The organism is Actinosynnema sp. (assembly GCF_052038725.1).
Genome location: NZ_JBQGCX010000424.1, coordinates 1 through 3,178, shown reverse-complemented (window position 1 = coordinate 3,178; position 3,178 = coordinate 1). Strand labels below are relative to the sequence as shown.

4 protein-coding genes are annotated in these 3,178 nt (G+C 73.9%); 1 reads left to right on the top strand and 3 read right to left on the bottom strand.

The annotated features are described in order from the left end of the window. The coding region (locus ACTUAL_RS08600) for an FAD-dependent oxidoreductase (protein ID WP_440899875.1) at positions 1-114 on the bottom strand (114 nt) is incomplete at its 3' end. 165 nt (positions 115-279) lie between these two features. On the opposite strand from ACTUAL_RS08600, the gene ACTUAL_RS08595 reads away from it, so the two are divergent. Beyond that, the gene (locus ACTUAL_RS08595) at positions 280-1,635 is read left to right on the top strand and encodes an endo-1,4-beta-xylanase (RefSeq protein ID WP_440899874.1); all 1,356 of its coding nucleotides are present in this window, start codon (positions 280-282) and stop codon (positions 1,633-1,635) included. 3 nt (positions 1,636-1,638) lie between these two features. On the opposite strand, the gene ACTUAL_RS08590 is transcribed toward ACTUAL_RS08595, so the two are convergent. Further along, entirely contained in the window at positions 1,639-2,181 is a 543-nt protein-coding gene (locus ACTUAL_RS08590; RefSeq protein ID WP_440899873.1) for a hypothetical protein, read from the bottom strand. A 72-nt stretch (positions 2,182-2,253) separates the two neighbouring features. After that, the gene (locus tag ACTUAL_RS08585; RefSeq protein ID WP_096495991.1) at positions 2,254-3,057 is read right to left on the bottom strand and encodes a glycoside hydrolase family 16 protein; all 804 of its coding nucleotides are present in this window, start codon (positions 3,055-3,057) and stop codon (positions 2,254-2,256) included. Positions 3,058-3,178 lie beyond the last annotated feature (121 nt).

Below are 3,178 nucleotides of genomic sequence, written 5' to 3'. Positions count from 1 at the left end.
CCCGCCGGGGGCGTCGGCGGCCTCCAGGACGGTGACGCGGACTCCGGCGGTCGTGAGCGCGCGTGCGGCGCTCAACCCGGCCAGACCGGCTCCCACCACGACTGCCTGTGTCATCTTGCGACGCTAACCGGGCGGTGGGGCGGGTGCACGACGCGCGCGGGCGCGCCCTGCCCGGCCGGAAGTCCCCCTCGGGGGTGTTCCACGGGCTGGTGGAGCTGCTAGCGTCCCTTCCTGGGAGCGCTCCCAGGTCCGGTTGCGGGCAACTGGGAGGTGGGGTCGATGGGCACGACGAAGTGGATCGGCACCCTGGCCGTGGCGGCGCTGGCCGCCCTACCTGCGGTGAGCGCCCCGAGCGCGCTGGGCGCGCCGGGCGGCGGGGCGGCCGTGGCGTCCGCGCCGCTGCGCGACCTCGCGGCGGCCGAGGGCAAGTACTTCGGCACCGCCATGACCGTCGGCGAACTGGCCGACCCCGCCTACCGGGACCTCAGCGCGCGCGAGGCCGGTGTGCTCACCGTCGGCAACGAGCTGAAGTGGGACACCACCGAACCCGCGCGGGGCAGCTTCGACTTCGGCCCCGGCGACCAGGTCGTGGCGGGCGGTGTGGCGGCCGGGCAGCTGGTGCGCGGGCACACGCTCGTGTGGCACAACCAGACCCCCGCGTGGGTCAAGGCCCTGGAGCCCGCCGACCTGCACCAGGCCATGGTCGACCACATCGCCGCCGTCGCGGGCCACTACCGGGGGAAGCTGATCGCCTGGGACGTGGTGAACGAGGCGTTCGCCGATGACGGCACCCGGCGGCAGGAGTTCTGGCAGCTCAAGCTCGGCGACGGCTACATCGCCGACGCCTTCCGCGCCGCGCACGCCGCCGACCCGACCGCCAAGCTCTACTACAACGACTACAACATCGACGGGATCGGCGCGAAGAGCGACGCGGTCTACGAGATGGTGAAGTCCTTCCTGGAGGAGGGCGTGCCGATCCACGGCGTCGGCCTGCAGGCGCACCTGATCGTCGGGCAGGTGCCGTCGACCGTGCGGCAGAACATCCAGCGGTTCGCCGACCTCGGGCTGGAGGTCGCGATCACCGAGCTGGACGTGCGGATGGACACCCCGGCGGACGCGGCGAAGCTCGCCGCGCAGGCCGCGGACTACTCGGCGGTGGTGTCGGCGTGCGTGGCGGTGGACGGCTGCGCGGGCGTGACGACGTGGGGGTTGTCGGACAAGTACTCGTGGATCCCGTCGGTGTTCCCCGGTCAGGGCGCGGCGCTGCCGTTCGACGAGTCGTTCCGGCCGAAGCCCGCCTACGACGCGGTGGCCGCCGCGTTCGGCGGGGGTTCGCAGGCGGCGTGCTCGGCGGTGTACCGGGTGGTCGGGCAGTGGGGCGGCGGGTTCCAGGGCGAGGTCGTGGTGACCGCGGGGGCCGCGGCGCTCACGGGGTGGGCGGTGACGTGGCCGCTCGGGAGCGGGCAGGCGGTGACGGCGGCGTGGAACGCGTCCGTGAGCACGGCGGGCGGGGTGGTGACGGCGCGGAACGCGTCGTACAACGGGTCGGTCGGGGCGGGGCGCAGCACGTCGTTCGGGTTCCTGGCGAGCGGACCGCACGCCGCCGCGCCGTCGGTGAGCTGCGCGGCGGGCTGATCCTCACCCGGCCGGGCGGTCGAGCAGGACCGCGACGCCGGTGATCTCGCGGAGCAGGTCGTCGCCGGGGGCGCCTTCGAGGGGCTCGGCCTCGGCGACGATCACCGTGGACGCGTTCAGCGCCGACGTGTAGTGCAGCGCGGAGAAGGCGACGTCCCGGATGCCCGCGGCGGCGCCGGGCAGCGGGGTGATGTCGCCGGTGCCGTGGACGTCCTCCACGCGCCGGAACTCGCGCGCGTCCCGGCGCTGCCCGAACTCGACCCAGGACACCGCGACGGCGGCCGAGGTCCCCCTGCCGTCGGAGACGACCAGCAGGGTGCGGGTGATCGAGCGGCACTCCCGGTCGGCGGCGACCTGGCGGACCTCGCCGAACATGACGGCCGCGCAGTCCCGGCCGGTCTGCGGGGCGGCCGCGGCGCTCTGGCGCAGCCCGAGGCCGGCCCACGGGTCGGCGGGCTCGGAGGAGGAGGCCATGCCGGCGCCGACCACGACGACGGTCGCGAGCGCGCCCGCGGTCAGCAGTCCGCCGCCCGTCGCCATCGCCACCACCCCCTCCCCCACCAGCTTGCCCTGCCGGGCGCGGGGTGAAACCGGGAGGCGGGTGGTGGGACGGTCGGATCAGGCGCGCGTGCGGCCCACGTAGACGTTCCTGGCCCGGTAGAGGGTCTCCGCCGCGGGGCCCGGCGAGCCGGAGGAGCCCTCCATCTGGAGGTTGACGATCAACCAGAGCGGCTGGTTGACGAAGCCCGCGCCCCGGTGCTGGCCGACCCACCTGTCGTCGACGTAGTAGTGGATGTCGACGTCGGTGGCGTTGATCTTCGCGATCCACGCCCGGTACGCGTGCCAGCCACCGGGGTTGGCCACCGCGGTGAGGGTGTTCGACCAGCCGCCCGAGGCGTTGCGGTAGGTGTTGGACCAGTTCCGGTTGTCCCCCTTGAACTCCAGGATGTCGCTCTCCGGCGGCCAGGAGTTGACGCCGGTCAGCCAGAAGGCGGGCCACGTGCCGCGCGCCGAGGGCGCCTGGAACTCGCCCTTCACCTCCCAGGTGGGGAACTGGTCGTTGACGACGACGTGCTGCTTGGCGTGCAGCGCGCCCGAGTGGTAGCGGATCGGCAGGTGCGGGTCGGCCGAGCTGGTCCCCTCGTCCCAGGTGATGCGGGTCGCGCGGATGCCCAGGACGCCGCCGCCCTCCAGGAACACGTGGTTGTGGTCGGACGCGGAGGCGTACACGCGCGCCGAGCCGTTGTGGTCCGACCCCCAGGGGTAGCGGTAGTTCCAGGCCGATTCGAGGGTCGCGTAGCTCGCGAACGAGCCGCTGATCACGTTCTCCCACGCGGCGCCGCGCGCGGGGGACGCGCCCGCGCCGAGCCCGGCCGCCCCCAGGGTGGCGCCCGCCAGGAGGGTCCTTCTGCTCACGGTCATGGCTCTGCCCTTCGCTGCGGATCGTCGTTGATCGCGGTGGCGGCGGGAAAGCGCTTGCCAGGCGAACTCTAGGAACCGGCGGTGGGCTCGTCAACGGGCTCGCTCGAACGGTTCGGTGGTC

What these genes read in the sequence shown, in the direction of transcription:
- ACTUAL_RS08595 (WP_440899874.1), top strand. Translation starts at nt 280, where the DNA reads ATGGGCACGACGAAGTGGATCGGCACCCTGGCCGTGGCGGCGCTGGCC.
- ACTUAL_RS08585 (WP_096495991.1), bottom strand. Translation starts at nt 3,057, where the DNA reads ATGACCGTGAGCAGAAGGACCCTCCTGGCGGGCGCCACCCTGGGGGCG.